The sequence below is a fragment of the Pseudomonas sp. NPDC090201 genome (assembly GCF_044746825.1).
GTDB lineage: Bacteria > Pseudomonadota > Gammaproteobacteria > Pseudomonadales > Pseudomonadaceae > Aquipseudomonas > Aquipseudomonas putida_AD.
In genome coordinates this window covers 24,313-43,315 of the sequence record NZ_JBIVCX010000003.1, presented here as the reverse complement: position 1 = coordinate 43,315, position 19,003 = coordinate 24,313, and the positions used below count along the sequence as shown (strand labels likewise).

At 63.3% G+C, this 19,003-nt stretch carries 14 protein-coding genes and 1 pseudogene; 5 read left to right on the top strand and 10 right to left on the bottom strand.

Going from position 1 to position 19,003, the window contains the following annotated elements:
* Positions 1 to 93: 93 nt before the first annotated feature.
* The gene (locus ACIPOO_RS10355; protein WP_400606441.1) at positions 94 to 1,068 is read left to right on the top strand and encodes a GlxA family transcriptional regulator; all 975 of its coding nucleotides are present in this window, start codon (positions 94 to 96) and stop codon (positions 1,066 to 1,068) included.
* Positions 1,069 to 1,179: 111 nt separating this feature from the next.
* On the opposite strand, the gene ACIPOO_RS10350 is transcribed toward ACIPOO_RS10355, so the two are convergent.
* The 3 genes and pseudogenes from ACIPOO_RS10350 to ACIPOO_RS10340 form a co-directional block, all read right to left on the bottom strand.
* Positions 1,180 to 1,944 carry a methyl-accepting chemotaxis protein gene (locus ACIPOO_RS10350; RefSeq protein ID WP_400607691.1) on the bottom strand — a complete coding sequence of 255 codons (765 nt, stop codon included), beginning with the start codon at positions 1,942 to 1,944 and terminating at the stop codon, positions 1,180 to 1,182.
* 93 nt (positions 1,945 to 2,037) lie between these two features.
* Positions 2,038 to 3,072: pseudogene (locus tag ACIPOO_RS10345) on the bottom strand (cache domain-containing protein); the annotation flags it as partial.
* A 356-nt stretch (positions 3,073 to 3,428) separates the two neighbouring features.
* Positions 3,429 to 3,869: a VOC family protein gene (locus ACIPOO_RS10340; protein WP_400606438.1), complete on the bottom strand. Its 441-nt coding sequence runs from the start codon at positions 3,867 to 3,869 to the stop codon at positions 3,429 to 3,431.
* 106 nt (positions 3,870 to 3,975) lie between these two features.
* On the opposite strand from ACIPOO_RS10340, the gene ACIPOO_RS10335 reads away from it, so the two are divergent.
* Complete coding sequence (locus ACIPOO_RS10335; RefSeq protein WP_400606437.1) at positions 3,976 to 4,830, top strand: LysR family transcriptional regulator; 855 nt, start codon at positions 3,976 to 3,978, stop codon at positions 4,828 to 4,830.
* A gap of 111 nt (positions 4,831 to 4,941) precedes the next feature.
* Here the strand turns inward: ACIPOO_RS10335 and poxB are convergent, their stop codons facing one another.
* Positions 4,942 to 6,663: a ubiquinone-dependent pyruvate dehydrogenase gene (poxB, locus tag ACIPOO_RS10330; RefSeq protein WP_400606436.1), complete on the bottom strand. Its 1,722-nt coding sequence runs from the start codon at positions 6,661 to 6,663 to the stop codon at positions 4,942 to 4,944.
* 141 nt (positions 6,664 to 6,804) lie between these two features.
* Positions 6,805 to 7,713, bottom strand: a complete 909-nt coding sequence (yegS, locus tag ACIPOO_RS10325) for a lipid kinase YegS (protein WP_400606434.1) — start codon at positions 7,711 to 7,713, stop codon at positions 6,805 to 6,807.
* Positions 7,714 to 8,264: 551 nt separating this feature from the next.
* Between yegS and ACIPOO_RS10320 the strand changes: the two genes are divergently transcribed.
* The 3 genes from ACIPOO_RS10320 to ACIPOO_RS10310 all read left to right on the top strand — a co-directional run bounded on the left by ACIPOO_RS10320 (position 8,265) and on the right by ACIPOO_RS10310 (position 12,426).
* Positions 8,265 to 9,719 carry a mannose-1-phosphate guanylyltransferase/mannose-6-phosphate isomerase gene (locus ACIPOO_RS10320; protein WP_400606432.1) on the top strand — a complete coding sequence of 485 codons (1,455 nt, stop codon included), beginning with the start codon at positions 8,265 to 8,267 and terminating at the stop codon, positions 9,717 to 9,719.
* A gap of 176 nt (positions 9,720 to 9,895) precedes the next feature.
* Positions 9,896 to 11,209 (top strand): cellulase family glycosylhydrolase, encoded by a 1,314-nt coding sequence (locus ACIPOO_RS10315; RefSeq protein ID WP_400606429.1) that lies wholly within the window; start codon positions 9,896 to 9,898, stop codon positions 11,207 to 11,209.
* 2 nt (positions 11,210 to 11,211) lie between these two features.
* Positions 11,212 to 12,426 carry a glycosyltransferase family 4 protein gene (locus tag ACIPOO_RS10310; RefSeq protein ID WP_400606427.1) on the top strand — a complete coding sequence of 405 codons (1,215 nt, stop codon included), beginning with the start codon at positions 11,212 to 11,214 and terminating at the stop codon, positions 12,424 to 12,426.
* Between the two features lie 21 nt (positions 12,427 to 12,447).
* Here the strand turns inward: ACIPOO_RS10310 and ACIPOO_RS10305 are convergent, their stop codons facing one another.
* From ACIPOO_RS10305 to ACIPOO_RS10285, 5 genes are all read right to left on the bottom strand, one after another.
* On the bottom strand, positions 12,448 to 13,374 hold the full coding sequence (locus ACIPOO_RS10305) for a LysR family transcriptional regulator (RefSeq protein ID WP_274133449.1): 927 nt from the start codon (positions 13,372 to 13,374) through the stop codon (positions 12,448 to 12,450).
* 188 nt (positions 13,375 to 13,562) lie between these two features.
* On the bottom strand, positions 13,563 to 14,753 hold the full coding sequence (locus ACIPOO_RS10300; RefSeq protein ID WP_400606425.1) for a CaiB/BaiF CoA transferase family protein: 1,191 nt from the start codon (positions 14,751 to 14,753) through the stop codon (positions 13,563 to 13,565).
* A 67-nt stretch (positions 14,754 to 14,820) separates the two neighbouring features.
* Complete coding sequence (locus tag ACIPOO_RS10295; RefSeq protein WP_400607688.1) at positions 14,821 to 16,233, bottom strand: efflux transporter outer membrane subunit; 1,413 nt, start codon at positions 16,231 to 16,233, stop codon at positions 14,821 to 14,823.
* A gap of 158 nt (positions 16,234 to 16,391) precedes the next feature.
* Positions 16,392 to 17,444, bottom strand: coding sequence for an HlyD family secretion protein (locus tag ACIPOO_RS10290; protein WP_400606423.1), 1,053 nt, complete (start codon positions 17,442 to 17,444; stop codon positions 16,392 to 16,394).
* 20 nt (positions 17,445 to 17,464) lie between these two features.
* Positions 17,465 to 18,994 (bottom strand): MFS transporter, encoded by a 1,530-nt coding sequence (locus ACIPOO_RS10285; RefSeq protein ID WP_400606420.1) that lies wholly within the window; start codon positions 18,992 to 18,994, stop codon positions 17,465 to 17,467.
* Positions 18,995 to 19,003: the final 9 nt, after the last annotated feature.

Below are 19,003 nucleotides of genomic sequence, written 5' to 3'. Positions count from 1 at the left end.
GAAAATACCCTCAATTGGCCTAAACTGCCGCCTTGGTCAGGTCGTGCGCCCGGCGCCGTTCCAGGTGCGGGCCAGAATGAAGGCGGTTGGTGTATGCAGGTTGCGAGTGCTCAAAAAACGGTGGTGATGGTGCTGTTCAACGACGTGCTGATGCTCGACGTGACAGGCCCCATGGACGTCTTTTCGATCTCGAACCGCTTGCTGCCCAGGGAAAAGCACTACCAGTTGCTGACCGTGGCCGATTGTCAGGGACTGATCCGCAGTTCTTGCGGGCTGAAAGTCCATGCCGACATGACCCTGGAAAACTGCCCGGCCGGCGTCGACCTGTTGCTGGTGCCCGGCGGCCCCGGCGCCTATGGGGTAACCCACCCGGCCCTGAGCGCCTGGCTGCCGGAGGCGGCGCGCAGTGCCAAGCGTTTCGGCGCTATCTGTACGGGGGTGTTTCTGCTGGGCGAAGCGGGATTGATCGACGGTTACCGCTGCACCACTCACTGGAATTATGTCGATCGCCTGGCCCAACGGCATCCCGAAACCCGGGTCGAGACCGAGCAGATTTACGTGGTGGATCGCAACCTGATTACCTCGGGCGGGATCACCGCAGGCATCGACATGGCGCTGGCGGTGGTGGCGGAAGATCACGGCAAGGAGCTGGCGCTTGAGGTGGCGAAGGTGCTGCTGGTGGTGATGAAACGCCAGGGCGGCCAGACGCCCTACAGCCCGCTGCTGGCCGCGGTACAGCGTGACGGTACGGTGATTGCCAGGGTACAGGCCTATGTGGTCGATCACATCGAGGAGCCGTACACCATCCAGCGCATGGCGGAGATTGCTGCCATGAGCCCGCGCAACTTCGCCCGGGCGTTTCAGCGTGAAGTGAATCTGACGCCGATGCAGTACGTCCAGAATGCGCGGATCGACCATGCGCGCAAGTTGCTGGAGGGGTGCGAGTTGCCGCTCAAGGTTGTGGCTGCGCGCTGCGGTTTCGGCAGTGCGCGGCATATGCGCAAGTTGTTCAGCGAGCGGATCGGGTTGTCGCCGAATCAGTATCGGCGGCAATTTGGCGGGGAGTGATATTACGTACCGCAGTATCGCAATTGTTACGTACCAATACCTGTAGGAGCGCGCTTGCCCGCGACGGCGACCTGATGATCGCCGCCGCAGGCAAAGGGTGCTCCGCAGAGGTCAGATCCGGAACGTACCCACCAGATGCTGCAACCGTGCGGTCTGGTGTTCCAGGTGGCTGCAGGCGTCGAGGGTCGATTTGAGGTTGTCGACGCCTTCCTGATTGAGGGTGTTGATCTCGGTGATGTCAACGTTGATCGACTCCACCACGGCGGTCTGTTCTTCGGTCGCGGTGGCCACGGACTGGTTCATGCCGTCGATTTCGCCGATGCGGCGGGTCACGCTGTTCAGGCGTTCGCCGGCCTGGTTGGCGATGGTCACGCTGCTTTCGCTCTGGCGCTGACTTTCGGTCATGTTCGCCACGGCATCACGGGCGCCGACCTGCAGCTCCTCGATCATGCCCTGCACCTGCTGGGCCGAATCCTGGGTGCGGTGGGCCAGGTTGCGCACTTCATCGGCCACCACGGCGAACCCGCGACCGGCTTCCCCTGCGCGGGCGGCTTCGATGGCGGCGTTCAGCGCCAGCAGGTTGGTCTGCTGGGAAATGCCGCTGATGACTTCCAGGATCTGCCCGATGTTGGCGGTCTTGGCGTTCAGCGTTTCGATGTTTACGCACGACTCGCTGATCTTGTCCGACAGCTGATTCATGGCCTTGATGGTCTGGGTCACCACGCCCTGCCCTTCGCTGGCCAGTTGCGAGGCTTCGCTGGAATGCTGCGAGGCCAGTGCGGCGTTCTGGGCGATCTCCTGAGCGGCGGCGCCCAGTTGGTTGATCGCGGCCGCCACACTGCTGGTGCGGCTGGACTGCTGGTCCGAGTTGCCCATGGACGAGTTGGACGCCCCGACTACTCGCGCGGCGACTTCACCCAGTTGGCCTGCGGTGGACGCAACTTCACGGATCGACCCATGGATACGCTCCACGAAGCGGTTGAAGGACACCGCCAGTGCGCCGAATTCGTCTTTGGAGACCACCGACAGTCGCTTGGTCAGGTCGCCCTCGCCGTCGGCGATGTCCTGCATGGCGCGGCCCATCTGGTGCAGTGGCTGCATCAGCACACGAATCAGCAGGCCGAGCAACACGATGATGATCGCGACCACGATCACCATGGCGGTGATGGCCGAGGAGCGGAATTCGCTGAGCATCGAGTAGGCAGCGTCGCGATCCAGTACCAGCGCGACGTACCAGTTGGCCGAAGAAAGCCCCTCAACCTTGGTGAAGGAAATGAACTGCGCCTTGCCACCGGACTCGATCTCGGTCACGCCCGGCGCAATTTTCGGCGCACCATTGGGGTAGGCCTCGCTGACATTCTTGAGCAGCAGCTTGCTGTCCGGGTGGATCAGGATCTTGCCGTCAGCGCTGACAATGTACGCGTAACCGTGGCCGCCGAAGTTCAGCGAGTTGATGGTTTTGGTAATCAGATCCAGCGACATGTCGGCACCGGCTACGCCGATCATCTGGCCCTGCTGGCGTACGGGCGTGGCCAGGGTCACCACCAGCTTGCCCGATGACGCGGCGATGTAAGGCTCGGTAACGATGGTGCCCTGGGCCGCATCCGCCGCCTTGTACCAGCCACGGGCGCGTGGGTCATAGTCGGCTGCGCGGTTACCGGCAGGCACCGAGAACATCAGGCCGTCCTTGCCGCCGAAGTAACTGAGCTGGAAATTGTCCGCATACACCGGCAGGCTCACGGCGCGTTGCAGGTTGGCAGGCGCCGGGCCGTCGGCCGCGATCTGCTGGGCCATGGAATAAAGCAGCTGGGTGCGGCTGTCCAGCCAGGTCTGGATGTTCTGCGTGGTCAGACTTCCGAGCTGTTGCAGTTCGGCGTCGACGTTGTTTTTCAATGTTTCGCGCTGACGATAATCGTTCACCAGAATGAAACAGGTAAACGCAACTACAACTATCAGTGCAGCGGCCAGCAGGATCTTTCTGCTGAAACCCAGACTTTTGATCATACGATTGTGTCCATAACCAAGAATGACAGCGACGGGATGGCGTGCCGATCAGGCGCGCGCTGCGCTTTTTACGGGGTCGCCCGAAGAAAGGGAAGACGCGGCTCGAAATATAGTTCGGCAGCGTGGATGGGGAGTTGAGCGCCGGTCGTCGTTCTTTTTAGTTGGACGGTTTTTTGAATGGATAAAGGCAGTTTTGCGGGGTTTACTTGTGCAGTTATTACAAATCAGGATCCAATTAGTTAGTTAACCCGTAGCAGCACGGCTTCCCGGCGGGAGCGGTACGTCTGACACAGATGAGTCGCCTGACACACCGCTCCTGCCGGCAAGCCGTGCTGCTACGGAATGCGTGTCTCCATCTACTTGGCAAACAACTGCCCGATATCCTTGAACGCCTTGAACTCCAGCGCGTTGCCGCACGGGTCGAACAGGAACATCGTGGCCTGCTCGCCGACCTGGCCCTTGAAACGCACATAGGGTTCGATCACGAACTTCACGCCCTGGCTCTGCAGACGGTCCGCCAGGGCTTCCCACTCCTCCCAGCCCAATACCACGCCGAAATGTGGCACCGGCACGTCATGGCCGTCCACCGCATTGGTGCCGGCGTGGGCCTGGGAGTCGGTTTTGGGGTGCTCGTGGATCACCAATTGGTGGCCGAAGAAATCGAAATCCACCCAATGATCGCTGGAACGTCCTTTCGGCAGGTTGAACACATTGGCGTAGAAATGCCGGGCGGCGGCCAGATCGAATACGGGGATGGCCAGGTGAAACGGCGAGAGCTTCTGGGTGGTGGCGGTCACGGACATTTCCTCTTGATGGGATGCGATCATCTTTGCCCATTGAATCTTTGATTGAAAGATCATAATTTTTGCGTCGAGCCACAATTATTTCGATCAGTGAGTTGCCGTGATTCGTGAACTGAAAACCTTTCTCAGCGTGGAACGGCTGGGCACCTTTGTCGCCGCAGGCAATCAGGTGGGGCTGACGCAATCGGCGGTCAGCGCGCAGATCCGCACCCTGGAAAAAGCCCTGGGCACGCCGCTGTTCGACCGCAGTGGCCGCAGCGCCACGCTCAACGCTGCCGGCCAGCGGGCGCTGCCCATGGCCCGGGAAATCGTCGAACTGTTCGAACGCATGGCAGCGCCCCATGCCGACAGCGGCTATTACGGCGAACTGCTGATCGGGGCCATCGCCACCGTCCAGACCGGACTGCTGCCCGCCGCGCTGGTGGAACTCAACCGCCAGGCGCCGACCGTCGAAGCCAAGGTCGTACCCGGGGTGTCGCAGGTGCTGCTCAACAGTGTGGACGCGGGCGAAATCGATCTGGCCATCCTGATCCGCCCGCCGTTCGCGCTGCCCAAGGAGTTGCACCTGGAGGTGATCGAACGCGAACCGTTCGTGCTGATCTCGCCCAGCCATGTAGAAGGAGAGGATGCGCTGGCGCTGCTGCGCGAACAGCGCTTTGTGCGTTATGACCGGCATTCGTTCGGCGGGCGGCAGGTGACGCGGTTTTTGCGGGAACAGAAAATCGAGACCGTGGCCGGCCTCGAGCTGGATGAAGTGGACGCCATCGTGCGCATGGTCGAGGCCGGCCTTGGGGTGTCGCTGGTGCCGCGCGCGGGCCTGTGGCTTGAGCGGGCGCCCAGTATCCGCATCATCGAACTGGGCGCCCTCACCTTCTACCGCGAACTGGCACTGGTGATGCGCCATGCCAACCGGCAGTTGCCGTTGCAGCGCCTCTTCAGAAGCTGCCTTGGTTAGCCCTCGTAGCAGCACGGCTTGCCGGCGGGGCGGTGTATCTGACACGATGATGTCGATTGACACACCGCTCCCGCCGGCAAGCCGTGCTGCTACGAGTGAACCGCGGTTCAACTATCGGAAATTGGTCTTGGCCAACTCCAGCACCTGATCGGCCTTGCCGTTCATCACCGCTTTCAACATGAACAGGCTGAAGCCTTTGGCTTGGGCCAGCTTGATCTTGGGCGGCAGGCCCAGTTCCTGTTTGGCGGTGACCACATCGATCAGCACTGGCCCCGGATGCTCGAAGGCCTTTTTCAGCGCGTTGGGCAGGTCGGCGCTGTCCTCCACGCGAATCCCCAGGATGCCCGCGCCAATGGCGATATTGGCGAAATTGGTGCTGTGCAGATCAGTGTCGTGGGGCACATAGCCGCTGGCCTGCATCTCCATGGCAACAAAGCCCAGCGAGCTGTTGTTGAACACCACCATCTTGATCGGCAGGTTAAGCTGACGAATGCTCAGCAGATCACCCATCAGCATCGAAATCCCGCCGTCACCGCACAGCGCCACCACCTGACGCTGTGGAAACGCCGCCTTGGCCCCCAAAGCCTGGGGCATGGCGTTGGCCATGGAGCCATGGTTGAACGAGCCGATCAGCGAGCGCTGGCCGTTCATGGTGAGGTAGCGCGCAGCCCATAGCGTCGGCGTGCCGACGTCCACGGTGAAGATCGCATCAGGGTCTGCGTAGGCATCCACCATGCGCGTCAGGTACTGCGGGTGAATCGGCTCACCATGGGCCGACGGCGTGGCCAGTTCGTCCAGCTCTTCGCGGGACTTGGCGTAGTGCGCCAGTGCCTTGTCGAGGAACTTGCGGTCGGTGTGGGCCTTGAGCCGTGGCAGCAGCGCAACAATGGTTTCGGCAATGCCACCGGTCAGCCCCAGGGTCAGCGGCACACGGCGCCCGAGGGCGGCCGGGTCGATGTCGATCTGGATGACCTTGGCTTTCTCGGGATAGAAATTGCGGTAAGGAAAGCTGCTGCCCAGGATCACCAGCGTGTCGCAGTTGAGCATCGCATGATAACCGGAGCTGAAGCCGATAAGCCCGGTCATGCCAACGTCGAAAGGGTTGGCGTACTCGATATACTGCTTGCCGCGCAGGGCGTGCACCACGGGGGCCGAGAGCTTTTCCGCCAGCGCCACCACTTGATCGTGAGCATCGGCGCACCCGGCACCGCACAGCAGCGTCACGGCTTTGGATTTGTCGAGAATTTCCACCAGCTTCAGCAGGTCGGACTCGGCCGGAATTACCCGCGCCGCAGCCGGCTCTACCCAGGCTGGCTTGGCGTCAGGGCCGGGGCTGAGCGCAACATCCCCCGGAATCACGATCACCGCCACACCGCGCTGGCTGATGGCCGCGCGCATGGCCCGCTCCAGTACCCGGGGAAACTGCTCGGCGCTGTTCACCGCTTCGACGAAGTGGCTGCATTCCTTGAACAGGTCCGTGGGGTGGGTTTCCTGAAAGTAATTCAGGCCGATTTCAGAGGATGGAATCTGCGCCGCGATTGCCAGCACCGGAACCCGGCTGCGATGGCAGTCGTACAAGCCATTGATCAAATGCAGGTTGCCCGGCCCGCAACTGCCGGCACACACCGCAAGCTTGCCGGTGGACGCCGCCTCGGCACCTGCGGCGAAGGCTGCGACTTCCTCGTGACGGGTGTGCATCCATTTGATCTTGCCCAGGCGTTCGAGGCTGTCGGTCAGGCCGTTCAGGCTGTCGCCACTCACCCCCCAGATCTTCGAAACGCCTGCGGCGGCGAGGGTTTGGGCGAGGTAATCGGCGAGGGTCGTGCTGGACATGGGGCGGGTTCCTTGTCGAGTCGAAAAATGCGCGCAAGGCAAACGGCTGCAATGCGCGTCGTTTCAAATCGACCTGTAGGGTCCGGCACAGTTCAGTGGTTGTGAAGATGTAAACCGCCCGACCCTCACCGAACTCCCACATCAACCAATGCGCTTGCCCTGCCCCAGCAACGGCGAGTGCGCCGGCAGGTGAATACGCAACGCCCCAGACTTCGCTTCGAATCGCAATTGCTCTCCTCGCAGCGGCTCGCCATCCAGATTGATGTCCAGCCCCTCGGCGGACTTGAGTTCGACCCACGGCAAACGCGCCCGCACGAACATACTGTCCAGCCCCAGCCCGCCCTCCAGCAACCGCTTGAGCGTACCCACCACCTCTTGCGGCGCAGGCAGAATGCTCACGTCCAGCAGCCCGTCATCAGCCAGGGCATTGGGGCACAACGGATGCCCACCGCCCGCCTGGCGACCATTGCCGATCCCCAGCGCCAGCAACTCCCCCTGCCAGTGGAAATCCGGGCCGTTCAACTCCCCATAGGCTGATTTCAACTCGCTGAAACGCGACAACCCGGTAAACAGATACGCCGCGCCCCCCAGCACCTTTTTCAGATCCTCCGAGGTCTTGGCCGTCACCTGGCTGCCAAAACCACCGGTGGCCATATTCAGGAACATATGCCCGTCGACAGTGCCCATATCGACCGTGCGTGCCGGGATATCAAGCAAGTCGAGCGCCGGACCGATCTCCAGCGGAACACCCGCCGAGCGGGCAAAATCATTGGCCGTCCCCAACGGCAGAATCGCCAGGCTTGCTTCGGAGCCTGCCTGGGCCAATGCCTCGGCGATGTCACGCAAGGAGCCATCACCGCCACCGGCGATGATCTGCGTATGCCCTGCTGCCAGTGCCTCCTTGACCAGGCGCTGGGCGTCGCCGCCTTCCCAGGTCAAGCGCACGTCAAGCTCCCAACCGTGTTTGCGCTTGCGCTCCACGGCAGCCCGGACGTCTTCGTTGAGCGCCTGTTTGCCATGAAGAATCAGTAAAGCCCTGCGCTGCGCCATAGTCCCTTCCTCTGTTGGTGCGATTCATTGCGTCAGATGTTGACCTTCGCCTGAGAGGAAAAAGCCCTGCCGTCGGCATTTTTTTTTGCCAGCAGCCTGCAAGGCCAGTGCAATTTCGTCGCGAAGCCCTGCCCCTGCCATGACACGGGCTGTTTCATGAGCTTTACTGCCCGATACCCTCATTCGAGGGTTTGCCGGCCGGCATCAGCACGTCATCCCGTAAAATTTCTGAGAAAAACAGTTTTTTTTCTTACCAGCGGGATTGAAATAAGGGCGCGGAGAGCGCTTAATCGACAAATAATTGGCTAAAACAGGAAACACCCGCAGAAAAGTCATTAAATTGACTTTTACTGAGAAAGCGCTGAGCAAATTGGCCAATCATGGATTCATGGATCGAAGATGTGAGGACGTTTCATGCCACTGCAGCCGGTCGACAGTCTATCGCTGACGCACACAAGCCTTGAGTACATCGAAAACGGTTCCCGCAGATTCGATCTCTACACTCTCCTGCGCACTGTTTCTGCAGTGCCGTTCTCTCGCGAGGCTTACTGATGGGCACCCTGATTCCCTGCATTATCGCCGGCGGTGCCGGCACCCGGCTGTGGCCAGTCTCCCGTGAAGCCATGCCCAAACCGTTCATGCGCCTGCCGGATGGCGAAAGCCTGCTGCAGAAGACCTTCAACCGAGCCAGCAGTCTGGTCGGGGTTGAAAGCGTCCTGACCGTGACCAACCGCGAAGTGTATTTCCGCACCGTGGATGACTACCGGCTGCTGAACAAGCACAAGGTCCATCTGGATTTCATTCTCGAACCCTTCGGACGCAACACTGCACCGGCCATCGCCGCCGCCGCGCTGCATGTGCAGGCTCTGCATGGTGACGATGCGCAGTTGCTGATCCTGCCGGCTGACCATCTGATTCACGACGTCGAGGCGTTCGCCGCTGCGGTCCAGGATGCGCAGAAGCTGGCCGACGAAGGCTGGATGGTGACCTTCGGGCTGATCCCGACCCGCGCTGAAACCGGCTTCGGGTATATCGAAAAGGGTCAGGCACTGAGCGGCAAGGCCTACCAGGTGGCGCGCTTCGTCGAGAAGCCCGATGCCGCCACGGCAGGGGAATACCTCAAGGGCGGCCTGCACCTGTGGAACGCCGGCATGTTCTGCATGCGGGTGGATGTGGTGCTGCGCGAGCTTGAGTTCCATGCCCCGGACGTGCTCACAGCCGTGCGCCATTGCCTGTCCCAGTGCAACAGCAAACAGGGCAGCAACGAGCTGCAGATGGAGCTGGACGCGGCGACCTTCGCGCTGGCACCGGACATTTCCATCGACTACGCCCTCATGGAACGCTCGCAGAAAGTGGCGGTGGTGCCTTGCGAACTGGGCTGGAGCGACATCGGCTCCTGGCAGGCGATCCGCGAACTGGCGCCGGCCGACGAAAACGGCAACCAGTTCAACGGCCAGGTGGTGCTGCACGACGTCACCAACTGCTACATCGACTCCAAGACACGTCTGGTCGGCGGCGTCGGCCTGGACAACCTGGTCATCATCGACACGCCGGATGCGCTGCTGATCGCCGATGCGGCGCGCACCCAGGAGGTGAAAGTCCTGGCTCAGGAACTCAAGCGCCAGGGTCACCCGGCGTACCTGCTGCACAACACCGTGACCCGGCCATGGGGCACGTACACGGTGCTTGAAGAAGGCAAGCGCTTCAAGATCAAGCGCATCGTGGTCAAGCCCCAGGGTTCGCTGTCTCTGCAGATGCACCACCACCGCAGTGAGCACTGGATCGTGGTCAGCGGCATGGCCAGGGTGACCAATGGCGAGCGCGAATTCATGCTCGACACCAACGAGTCGACGTTCATCAAGCCCGGCCACACCCACCGCCTGGTGAACCCTGGCGTGATCGACCTGGTGATGATCGAGGTGCAGAGCGGCGAATACCTCGGAGAAGATGACATCGTGCGGTTCACCGACATCTACGGCCGGGTGCCGGACGCGCCGAAAGTCTGACCCGCATGCGCCAACCGGCAGCCGCGTCCCCTCGCGGCTGCCTCTGTTTTCAGCCACACGAGGCACCACTGCCCTACACCGCTTGACCCGCGCCATATTGGACTTGGCAGTGCAGCCGACATGATTGTCTTACCCGCAAGGGAGTCGTATTCATGCATGACAGGAGTTCCGGACCAATGAAACACGCACGCTCGACCTGCGTGAACGCACTTGGCCTCTGTCTGCTGGTTCTGGCAAGTGCCACGGCACAGGCCGAAACCCTTCTCAAAGCCCAACGTTCGATCACCTGGAAGGATTTCCTGGGGGTCAACGTGCAGTTTCATGAATTCCCCCAGGACATCTATCAGAAGCAGATGACTCGTCTGGATGACCTCGGGCTGAACTGGGTTCGCTGGGGTCTGCGCTGGCCCATGCTCGAACCCGTGCAGGGCCAGTACAACCTGGCGGAACTGGATGCCGCCATGGCCGCAGCCCTGCCGCACCACCTCAATACCGTGGCGTATCTGGCAGGGTCCGCGCCCTTCGACAGCACCGCGCCCCAGGGCGCGAGCAACACCGACCAGTACCCGCCGCGCGACAACAGCCTGTTCGCCGAACGCATGACGGCCCTGGCCCAGCACTACCCGCAGGTCAGCCATTGGCAGGTGTGGAACGAGCCGAACATTGCCTGGTTGCCCCAGGCTGATCCTGCCGCCTACTACGAACTCCTGACCACCACCGCAAAAGCGATCCGCAGCGCCTTGCCGGGCAAACCCGTGGTCACCGCCGGTGTCGCCTATTACGGGCAGATACGCGGCTCCACCAGCTACATGCTGCAGTCGATGGTGGATCAGGGCCTGGCGGACCAGAACATCATTGCCGCCTACCATCCCTATTCCGACTACCCCGAAGGCGACTCGCCCGGCGACCGGGACTTCCTCAAGCGTGCCAAAGGGCTGAACAGAACCCTGCACGAAGCCGGTATCAAAGAGGTATGGGCCACCGAATGGGGCTGGTCGAGTTACACCGGGCCCTCGGAGTTGCAGCCGGTGATAGGCCCCGAGGGTCAGGCCGACTACAGCCTGCGCAGGCTGGCGCTGATGAGCACCCAGGACTACCAGCGCATCTTCCTGTTCAACCTCAGTGACCTGGACCAACGCGCCAGTGCGCGGGAACGCAGCTACGGGCTGCTGGACCTGAACGCCGAACCCAAGCCGGTGTACAACGCCTTGAAAAACTTCCTTCAAGTCACCGGCCCCACCCTCGCACCTGCCGACCTGCCGCCTCCACTGGCCGTGCCGGAAGACCTCTACGCCATCGCCTGGAATCGTCCGGACGGCTCGCACCTGTTGATGGCCTGGAGCGCGAGCAGCGCCCACATGGTCTTTCCGGGCATCAAGAAAGCCGACCTCTACGACCCGCTGAGCGGCAATCACACCCCGTTGGCCGACGCCCGGGGAATCGACGTGGCGTTGAGCCCTTCCCTGCAAATCCTCGCCTGGAGCCGCTAGTCATGCGCATCCTGTGGACGCTGCCCTACCTGCCCTGGCCCACCACCAGCGGCAGCAAGACCCGGCAGTTTCATCTGTTGCGCAGCCTGGCGGCGCGAGGGCACCGCATTACCTTGCTGGTGCATTCGAACACCGAGCTGGACGACGCGACCGATGCAGCCCTTGCGCCCTGGCTTGAGCGCCTGATCGTGATCCCACGGCGACCGCTGCGCAGCCTGCGTTCGCTGTTGACCATGGCCTTCGCCGCGCCGCCTCTGCTGGCCAGCGCCAACGGTTACTCCGACTCACTGGAGCAGCAATTCGAAGCCCTGCTGCAAGAGCCGTGGGACGTGATTCAGGTCGAGCACAGCTACAGCTTCCAGCCCTTCGAGGCACCGCTGCGGCGCTCGGGCAAGCCGTTCATCATGACCGAGCACAACATCGAGTCAGGCATGGGCGCCGCTGGCTATCGCCTGTTCCCGGACTGGGCAGGCCCTTTTACCCGCTTCGACCAATGGCGCTACCGACAGTGGGAAAAACGCGTATTCGCCCAGACCCAGGCGCTGATCGCAGTGACCGAGGACGACGCCAAGAGCCTGACCCGCCTGACGGCCCGCGCCACCAGCGTGGTGGTCAACGGCGTGGACTGCAGTTACTTCGCCAGGGTCAGCCCGGATCGCTACAGCCGCCGCCTGCTGTTCATCGGCGACTATGACTACAGTCCCAACCTGGATGCCGTGCAATGGGCGCTGGATCACATCATGCCCCGCGTCTGGGCGCTGGACCCCATGGTGCGCCTGACCATCGGCGGCCACGGGCTGCCGGAGGAATGGCCCGAGCGCTGGCCTGATCCGCGAATCGACTGGCCAGGCTTCGTGCCTGACCTGCGCTCGGTGCAGAAGGAGGCGGCGCTGTTTTTCGCTCCGCTGCGCGATGTCGGCGGCTCCAGCGTCAAACTGCTCGAGGCGATGGCCGCCGGACTTGCCGTGGTGACCACCGCGCAGGGGTGTTCAGGGCTGAAAGTCGAGAACGGCGTCCATTACCTGAGCTGCGAGGATGCCCATGGCCTGGCCCGGTTACTGGTGGACGCCGTCGAGCAACCGGCGCGGCTGGCGAAGATCGGCGAGGCCGGGCGTGCCTATGTGCGCCAGCACCACGACTGGTCGGTGTCTGCCGCGCAACTGGAAGCTATCTATGCGCGGGTTCATCAAAAGGAGGATGCCCCCGTCCTGGCGTAGCAACGGACGCCGCGCCGACGCCTACAATCCTTTGCCCCCGTACCGCGCCTCGTGGGTGTCACACGCCTGCTTCAACGTCTGTCGCAGCCAGCGGTGAGCCGGGTCCTTGTCGAAGCGCGGGTGCCAGGCCTGGATCACACTCACAGGTTCAAGCTCCAGCGGGATCACCAGGGGCAGCATCCGCAAGCCCAACTGGCGCATGCCCCAGAGCACGGGCTCCGGCAGGGCCAGGATCATGTCCGAGCCTGCGGTGGAGAAGATCGCCGAGTGGAAATTCGGCGTGATGAAAGAGACCCGCCGCGACAACCCCAAGATTTCGAGCGCATCGTCGATCGGCCCTCGCGCGCGCCCCCGGCGGGACACGCTGACGTGGTCGAAAGCGGCAAAGCGTTCCGGGGTCAGCGGCCCGTCGAAGATCGGATGTCCCTCGCGGACAAGGCCGACGAACCCGGTGGTGAACAGGTGCTGCATCTTGATTTCGGGGCCGAAATTTCTGCGCGACGTGACGTGCAGGTCGATCCGGCCTTCACGCAATGCATCGTCGTCGCCCTCGCCCTCCGGCACGAAACGCACCGTGGCCAGCGGTGCCTGCTGACGGGTACTTTCCACCAGCCGCCCGCCGAAACCGCCGAAGAACACGTCGTTGGAGCGCACGTTGAACAGACGCTGGGAGGTGCTCATGTCCACTTCGTCACGGGCCTGGAACAGCTCGGTGGCCTGATTGACCAGGCCGCGTACCTGCGCCTGCATCGCCAGCGCCCGGGGCGTGGGCACCAATCCCCTTCCCGCCCGCACCAGCACCGGATCGCCCAGGGCCTCGCGCACCCGCGCCAGCGTGCGGCTCATCGCCGCCGGGCTCAAGTGCATGCGCCGGGCGGCGCCGACCACGCTGCCCTCCTCGAGCAAGGCATCGAGGGCGATCAACAGGTTCATGTCGGGCATGGGCATTGAAGGTATTCCAGTGTCAGAGCAAGCAAAGTGTAAACCCGTAGCAGCACGGCTTGCCGGCGGGGGCGATTTCAAGGACGCCATCGCGGGCAAGCGCGCTCCTACAAACCTCATCCCGTAGCAGCATGGCTTGCCGGCGGGGCGATTTCAAAGGCGCCGTCGCGGGCGAGCGCGCTCCTGCAAGGGCATCAGATCAACCCGCGTGCGCGCCACTCGGCTCGCTGCTGCGCGTCGATGCCCAGCCCTTCGAGCACCTCGTCGGTGTGCTGGCCCAGGGTCGGGGCCGGGCGGATGACGCCGCCGGGCGTGGTGCCGAGCTTGGGCACGATGCCAGGCAAGGTGACCGGCGTGCCGTCGTCCAACTGGCTGTCAAGCAACATGTCCCGAGCCTTGTAATGGGGGTCGCTGGCAATGTCCGCGGCATCGTAGATCTTGCCGGCCGGAATCCTCGCCGCAGTCAGTTTGGCAAGCACATCATCCAGATCAAGACTGGCCGCCCAGGCGCCGATAGCGGCATCGATCAACTCGACCTGCCTGACCCGCCCATCGTTGTGAGCCAGCGCCGGATCGGCAGCCAGGTCAGGACGTTCGATCAGGGTCATCAGGCGCTGATAGATGCTGTCGCCATTGCCCGCGATCAGCGCGTAGCGGCCATCCCGGCAGCGGTAGGCGTTGGACGGTGCGATACCTGGCAGGCTGCTGCCCGCAGGCTCGCGCACCGCGCCGAACACCGAGTATTCCGGGATCAGGCTTTCCATCATGTTGAACACCGACTCGTACAGCGCGACGTCGATCTCCTGGCCCTCGCCGCCGTTCTGATCGCGATGACGCAAGGCCAGGAGCACGCCGATCACCCCATGCAGCGCCGACAGCGAATCGCCGATGGACACCCCGACCCGCACCGGCGTGCGCCCCGGCTCACCGGACAGATGACGCAGCCCGCCCATGGCCTCGCCCACTACACCGAACCCAGGACGATCACGGTATGGCCCGGTCTGGCCGTAACCCGACACATGCAGCACCACCAGTCTGGGATTCAGGGCATGCAGTTCGTTCCAGCCCAGCCCCCAGCCTTCAAGGGTGCCAGGGCGGAAGTTCTCCACCAGCACATCGGCCTCGGCCAGCAGCTTGCGCACCACGTCCTGGCCTTCCGGCTCGCGCAGATCCAGAGTCACCGAACGCTTGTTGCGCGACGACACCGCCCACCAGACGGAGGTGCCCTCGTGCAGCAGGCGCCACTTGCGCAACGGGTCGCCGGTGCCCGGCGGTTCGACCTTGATCACATCGGCGCCGAACTCACCGAGAATCTTGGCTGCGAAAGGCCCGGCAATCAGTTGCCCCAGCTCGATAACCCGAATCCCTTGCAAAGGCTTTTGCATGACATGCCCTTTGTTCTGCGTGAAAAGTGAGGGCAATTGTCTGCTTTGAAAGGCGTTGTGAAAACGGCTAATTTCGCGCGACGGTCTTCAACGGCTCAAACCCGCCGCCCAGTGACTTGTACAACCCCACCAGCGCCAGAGCCTGGGCAGTGCCGCTGTCCACCCGTTGCTCCTGGCTGCTGAGCAAGGCGCGCTGCACGGTCAGCACGTTGAGAAAATCCACGGCGCCAGCCTTGTACTGCTCGCGGGCAGTCTGCAAGGCGATGCGGTTCTGTTCCACGGCATCGTTCAACCGCGACTGCTGCACCTGGCTTGCGTTGTACAGGCTCATGCTGTCGTCGATTTCCTGCCAGGCGCGCAGCACGGTCTTCTGATAATTCAGCGCCGCTTCCTGCTCCTGGGCCTCGCGCAGATGCAGCATGCCGCGCAGGCGCCCGCCTTCGAAGATCGGTACGCTCAATTGCGGACCGATACCGAATTGCCGCGAGCCCCAACTGCCGAAATCCGACAGTTGCATGGCCTGAAAACCGATATTGCCCGACAGCACGATCTGCGGATAGAAGTCGCCCTCCGCCACTCCGACACTGGCAGCGGCCACATGCATGCGCGCTTCGGCCTGACGGATATCGGGGCGGCGCTGCGCCAGCTCCGAAGGCAGGCCGACAGGAATCACCTCAGGCAACGGCGCCCTGTCCACAGGCCGAATCAGCTCCTCTTGCAGGGTGCGGGGTGTCTGCGCCAGGACCAGGCTCAAGGCATTTATCAGTTGCGCCTGACGCTGTTCAAGCACCGGGATGCGCGCCGCGACGGTCGCCACCTGAGCCGAAGCCTGGGCCACATCCAGATGCGTCGCGACCCCGCTGGCCAGCCGCACGTTGGACAGCTCCAGACTGTTGCGCGCCAGCCCGAGGTTTTCCCGGGTCACGGCCAGGGTCTCCTGCACGCCGCGCAGTTGCAGGTAGTCCTGCGCGGTTTCAGCCTGCACCGCCAGCAGCACCCCTCGGCGATCGCTGTCGGCGACTGCGACGGTTGCATCAGCCGCCTCCACCTCGCGCTTTACCCGGCCCCACAGATCCACTTCCCAGGAGGCGTCCAGGCCGCCATCCCACAGGCTGAAAGCCGTCTTGCCGCTCTTGCCCGAAGGATCGCTCAAGCCCTCGGCGCTGTTACGGGCGCGCTGATAACCCAGGCCACCCGACACGCTGGGCAGTTGTTCACCGGCCACCACCTGCCGCGCGGCGCGGCTCTGCTCCAGTCGGGCACCGGCGATTTTCAGATCAAGGTTGGTTCGAGTCGCCCGGTCGATCAACGAAGCCAACAGCGGATCGTTGAAAACCTCCCACCAGCGCTCCCTGATCTGAACTGGCTGGGGTTTGCTTGCAGCCTGCTCGCCCTGGATCGGCAGCCAGTCCACCTGCACATCGGCCTTGGGTTGCAGGAAGTCATGACCGACCTGACAGGCCGACAGGCTCAGTACCATGGCCACCAGCCCCAGCCACCGACGACCTTGGGTGTAGTCCGTTGTGGGAGCGAGCTTGCTCGCGAAGAGGCCGGTACATCCGGCCCAGATCTGTTGCCTGTCGCCCAGCATTCGCGAGCAAGCTCGCTCCCACAGGTTCGAAGTTGGCTGTCTGTTGCTCATCGGGCGCCCACCTCTTGTGCGCCCGTGCTGCGGGTATCGACAGTGGCGTCCACCGACATCCCCACCCGCAGCCGCGCCAGCAGCGGTTGACCCGGATCGAGCACGATCTTGACCGGCAGGCGCTGCACGACCTTGGTGAAATTGCCGGTGGCGTTGTCCGGCTTGATCGCCGCGAAGGTCACGCCGGTGGCGGGGGCGATGCTTTCCACATGCCCTTTGAGTGCCTCACCGGAGAAGGTATCGACCCGCACATCAGCCGCCTGCCCCGGCGTCACCTGGGTGAGTTGGGTTTCCTGAAAGTTCGCCACCACGTAGACCTGATCCAGCGGCACCACCGACAGCAACCGTGCGCCGGGTGTCACGTAGTTGCCGATCCGCACGGCACGCTCGCCGACCATGCCGTCAACCGGTGCGACGATGCGCGTATAGGACAACTGCAACCGCGCCTGGTCGCGGGCGGCCTGGGCGCGCTTGAGCCCGGCTTCGGCAGCGTGTTGCTGCGCGGTGAAAACGTCCACCTGCTTGCGGTCTGCGGCCAGGGACGCGATGGCGCTGTTCTGCCGCGCGCGGGCAGTGTCGATGCGGTTGCGCGCCTGCTGTGCATTCTGCACCGTGCCTGCGCCCATGCCCGCCAGATGGGCATAACGGTCCTGCTCCTGTTCGGCAAAGGTCACCTCGGCCTTGCTCACCTCGACCGTCGCCTGGGACTGGGCGATCACCGAGGCCTGGCGCTGCACCACGGCGCTGGCCTGCTCGTACTGCGCCTGGGCGGCCAGCACTTCGGCTTCTGAGGCGGCGAGCGCGGTCTGCAAATCCCGGTCATCGATCACCGCCAGCAACTGCCCGGCCTTGACCTGCTGGTTGTCCTCCACCAGCACCTGGCTGATGAACCCCGCCACCTTGGGCGCGACGTTGGAGTAGTCGGCGCTGACGTAGGCGTCATTGGTGCTCTGCTGCCCGCGCTCGCCGGTAAAGCCGTAGATGCCCAGCGCCGCCACAACGAGCACGGCGCCACACAAGGCCAGGGTCTGTTTCGAAGTCATGTTCATGAAGGTGCTCTCAAAAAAAATCAGGCGGCGGCGCGCGGCGGGTAGACGCGGCTCGGCATCAGCGGGATCAGCAGGATCAGCGCGGCGGCGACCCAGCCCATGCAGAAATAGAGGTCGATACTGGTCAAGGTGACAACCTGCTCATGGATGCGGTGGGCCAGTGAAGCCGCCGAGTCCTGGCCGGCCAGCTCCGGCGAATTGCCCAGGCGGTCCACCAGCATGCTGGAATGGAAGTGCTGCCGGGACCGGGTCAGGGCATCCAGCACGCCGGTGGCCAGGACCGACGCCAGGCCGCGAACGGTGTTGAACCACGCCGAGGCAAAGGGGCCGTCCGGTGGCGCGATGCCGCCCGTGGCCTGCATCAGCAGCGGCAGCACTGCCATAGGCTGCCCCAGCACTTGCAGCAGTTGCAGGCTGTAGAAGTTGTCGCGAATCCACTCCGGGCTCATCTGCGTCGCGGCAAAGCAATACAGCGACAGCAGCACCAGTCCTGTGGTCAGCACCCAGCGGCAGTCGATCCAGCGGATATTGCACAGCGCGGCCACCAGCGGCAGCACCAAGAGTTGCGGAATGGCCACCAACAGCATCATCGGCGCGGTTTGCAGCGCCCGATAGCCATGGACTTGCGCCAGGTACGACGCAGGAATGGAACCGGTGGCCGTCAGCACCACCAGCACCCCGCCCAAGGTGATCAGCGCGTGGGACAGGTTGAGGTTGGAGAGCATCTGCAACTTGAAGAACGGCACCGGGGTGAACCATTCGTTGACCATGAACAGCACCAGCAGCACCAGCCCGCCGATTAGCAGAAAGGTGATCAGCCCGGATTCGAACCAGTCCAGGCGGTTGCCTTGCAACAGCCCCGTCACCAGCATGCAGATGGCCGGAGCGCCCAGCAGCACGCCGCGCCAGTTGAAACCTTTGAAGCGTTCCAGGCGAGCCGGGTCCTGGGAGATGCCGTGGGAAATAGCGATCATTGCCACCAGACACGGCGTGATGACCTGCCAGAATGTCCACTGCCAGTTGAAGTATTCGGTCCATAACGCTGCCAGCGGCGTGCCCAGGCTTGGCGCGAAAGTGGCTGTCAGCGCGTAGCCCGCCAGGCCATAGAGCTTGATGTCCGGCGGCAGGAAACGCAGGGCCACCGTCATCAGCATCGGCGGCAGGCAGCCTGCGGCCAGGCCTTGCAGTGCGCGCAACAGCAGCAGGCTCTGGTAGTCGGGGGCCAGCGGACAGAGCAGCGCCAGCACCACGAAGGCGGCGATGGCGCCCAATGTGAAACGGCGCAGTGACAAGGTGACCGCAAACCAGGGCGCGAAGGCCGTGGCCGTGAGCGACGTGGCGGAATACAGGGAGGTGATCCAGCTGCCTTCATCGAAGCCGATGAACATCGCACCGCGGATGTCGGAGAGCGCAACGCGAGTGACACCTTCGTTGATGCCTGCGACCAGCACCGCAATCAGCACGCCTACCAGCCCGATGATGGTCTGCACACCGAATGCAGCGGGCGCAACCGCGGCCTTGAACGGTGCAATGGGGGCAGCGGCCGTCACGACAAGGCC